The 3,629-nt window shown below is 64.2% G+C and carries 1 protein-coding gene; it reads left to right on the forward strand.

The window, feature by feature from the left end:
• Window positions 1–3,629: peroxidase family protein (locus PMI29_RS02010; RefSeq protein ID WP_008003912.1), on the forward strand; the 3,629-nt coding region annotated here is incomplete at both ends.

Consider the following 3,629-nt stretch of genomic DNA (forward strand, 5'->3'; position numbering starts at 1 on the left):
AGTTCGGCACCGAGATGCAGTACCAGCACCTGGTGTTCGAAGAGTTCGCGCGTACGATCCAGCCGATGGTCGATCCCTTCTTCGCCCCGGGCCAGGTGTACGACACCGCGATCGATCCGAGCATCGTTGCCGAGTTCGCGCACACCGTCTATCGCTTCGGGCACTCGATGCTGCTGGAGCAGGTCGACCGGCTTGATCCGAACTTCGCCTCGAGCGATATCGGGCTGATTCAGGCCTTCCTCAACCCACTGGAGTTCGCAGGCAGCGGTCCGACCCCAGAACAGGCGGCCGGTGCCATCGTGCGCGGCGTGACTCGCCAGGTGGGTAACGAGATCGACGAGTTCGTCACTGAAGCCCTGCGCAACAACCTGCTGGGCCTGCCGCTCGATCTGCCCGCCATCAACCTGGCGCGCGGCCGCGATACCGGCATTCCGTCCCTGAACGCGGCGCGGCGGGAGTTCTATTTGCCCACAGGTGACGCAGAGCTCAAGCCCTACACGAGCTGGGCCGATTTCGTGCAGCACATGAAGCATCCGGAATCGCTGATCAACTTCATCGCCGCCTACGGCACGCACCCGACCATCACCGCCGCCACCACGCTGGCGGACAAGCGTGCCGCGGCTGCGGACCTGGTGCTCGGCGGTGCGACCGCACCGGCCGACCGTGTCGACTTCCTGAACAGCACCGGTGCCTGGACCAGCACCGCTGGTGCGGACGGCGTTTTGCACACGGCAGACGACGTGACCATCACCGGCCTGGATAACGTCGACTTCTGGGTTGGCGGGCTGGCCGAGGAGAAGATGCCTTTTGGCGGCATGCTCGGCTCGACCTTCAACTTCGTGTTCGAGAACCAGATGGAGAAACTCCAGGACGGTGACCGCTTCTACTATCTGGAGCGCACTGCCTCGATGGACTTTGGCGCCGAGCTTGAGAACAACACGTTCTCCGCGCTGGTCATGGCCAATACCGATGCAACACACCTCCCGGGCAGGGTTTTCCTGACGCCGGCCTACACTCTGGAGGTCAACCAGGCGAACCAGTACAACCCGAGTGTGATTGCCGGTCCCGACGGCATTGTCGGCACGATCGACGATCTGCCAGCCAATGCCGATCCGTTTGGTCCGTCGGTCCACCCGATTGGCTCACCGCGCAGTGACTTCCTCACGCCGCTGGTGATCCGCGACAATCCCGCCACAACGGGTCCCGATACCAACTATCTGCACTATACCGGCGCCGAAACGGTCGTGTTGGGCGGCACGCCCGGCAACGACATCCTCATTGCCGGTGACTCGGACGACGACACGGTCTATGGCGATGCCGGTAACGATCGGATCGATGGCGGCTACGGCAACGACCAGCTCTTTGGCGGTGCCGGTGACGACATCATCACGGACATCGGCGGCGACGACGTCATCCACGGCGAGGACGGCAACGACGTCATCCAGGGCGGCAACGGCCTCAACCTGATCCTCGGCCAGGCCGGCCAGGACTTCATCATCACCGGCGAGGACGCGGCCGACACCAGCGGTGGGCTGGGCAACGACTTCATCCTCGGCAGCAAGGCGAACGAATTCGCGCGCGGCGGCGAAGGTGACGACTGGATCCAGGGCGGATCCGCCGATGGTGTTGCCGGCGACAACTTCGACGCATTCGGGAACGATCCGATCAATGGCAACGACGTCTTCATGGGCGATGGCGGCCCGGACAACTTCGACGGGGAGGGCGGTGATGACATCATGATCGGCAGCCCCAGCGAGGCGGACCGTTTCATCGGGTTCTCCGGTTACGACTGGGCGACCTTCAAGGACGATCCGGCCGGCGTGACCATCGGCCTCAACTCCAGGCTGCGCTTCTTCGATCAACCGGCGGTGCCTGGCTCCAACGCGTCGATCCTTGCCCGGTTGGACCTGGTGGAAGGGCTGTCGGGATCGTCCCACGCCGACTTCCTCAGCGGCGATGACTCCACTGCAGACTTGCTCGCCGTCGCTGGTGCCAAGGGCAGCGTGCTCACCAATTTCGACCTCATCAGCGGTCTGCGGGCGTTCGTCGGTGCCGCTGCTGCTGGCGCCGATGGCATTGTGGGCACGGCCGACGATAAGTTCGACGGGGGCAACATCGTCCTGGGCGGTGCTGGCAGCGACGTCCTCGAAGGCCGTGGCGGCGATGACCTCATCGACGGTGACAAGTGGCTCAACGTACGCATCAGCGTACGGCAGAACATCGATGGCACCGGGCCGGAAATCGCCTCCTTCGATAACATGACGCCGCTGGTCCCGCTGATGTTGAACGGCACCTATAACCCCGGCCAGCTCCAGATCGTCCGCGAGATCCTGACGGCGCCCGGCCCCGACTTCGACACGGCGCTGTTCTCCGGCAATTTTGCGGATTACACCGTGGTCGAAAACGTCAACGGCACCGTTACGGTCACCGACAATGTCGCTGCCAGGGACGGGGTCGACACCCTCAGCAATATCGAGCGGCTGCAGTTCGCCGATCAGGCGCTCGTGCTCGGTGGTTTGAACTCGACGCCAGTCGGCTCGCTGAGGATCGACGATCCCACGCCCGCCGTCGGCCAGGTGTTGACGGTATCGGCGGCAGACATCACGGATGCCGACAATACCGCGACCGGCGGTGCGATCACCGGGCCCATCAGTTTCTTCTGGCAGTTCGAACCGCGTGCGGGCTCGGGCGTCTTCGAAGACATCACCTTCTTTGCCGCCGGAGAGGTCGCGCGCGCAGAGGGTACGACCGTCACGGTGGGCTCGGAACTCAGGGTCGCACCACCGGCGACCCTCATCGGCGCCGTGCCGGCTATTCCGGAACTCGTTGTGCCAACCGGACTGGCTCTGCGCGTCAGGGCGGTCTACAAGGACGCCAATGGCGTGCTGGAGGAAGTGTTCTCGGCGCCGACCGCACCGATCTCGCCGGCCGGTACCGGCACCGTCAATGTCCTGCCGGTTGGCACGGTGCTGATCAGCGATACGACCCCGACGCCAGGCTCGGCCTTGACCGCCACGGATGCGTTTACCGACGCCAACGGGACCACGACCTCGGTGATTACCCATCAGTGGCAGGTGGGGAGCGGTGCGATCTTTGCCGACATCGCCGGCGCGACGGGCACGACCTTCACGCCCGACTCGACGCAGACCGCTCAGCAACTGCGTGTCGTCGCGAGTTACGTCGATGACCTCGGCACGCTTGAGCGGGTCACCTCTGCCGCAACGACAGTGGTCGGTGATGTGTTTGTCGGTACCGCCGGTGTCGACATATGGACCGGCACGGCAGGCGACGACGTGGCCAGCGGAGGCGATGGCAACGACATCCTGAACGCCTTGGGCGGTAACGACATCCTCAATGGTGACGCGGGCAATGACGTTCTCATCGGCGGTACGGGTGCCGACACCATGGCCGGCGGTGTTGGCGACGATGTCTACGAAGTCACCGACCTTGGTGACGTGGTGACCGAGCTTGGCGGTGAGGGTATTGACACGGTCTGGACCTCGCTCGCGAGCTACACCCTGGGTGCCAACGTCGAAAATCTGTATTACGGCGGCAGCGGCAATTTCGCGGGCACCGGCAATGCGCTCGACAACACGCTCGTGGGCGGTGCGGGTAACGACGTCCTCATC

It is taken from the genome of Pseudomonas sp. GM49 (assembly GCF_000282355.1).
Lineage (GTDB): Bacteria > Pseudomonadota > Gammaproteobacteria > Pseudomonadales > Pseudomonadaceae > Aquipseudomonas.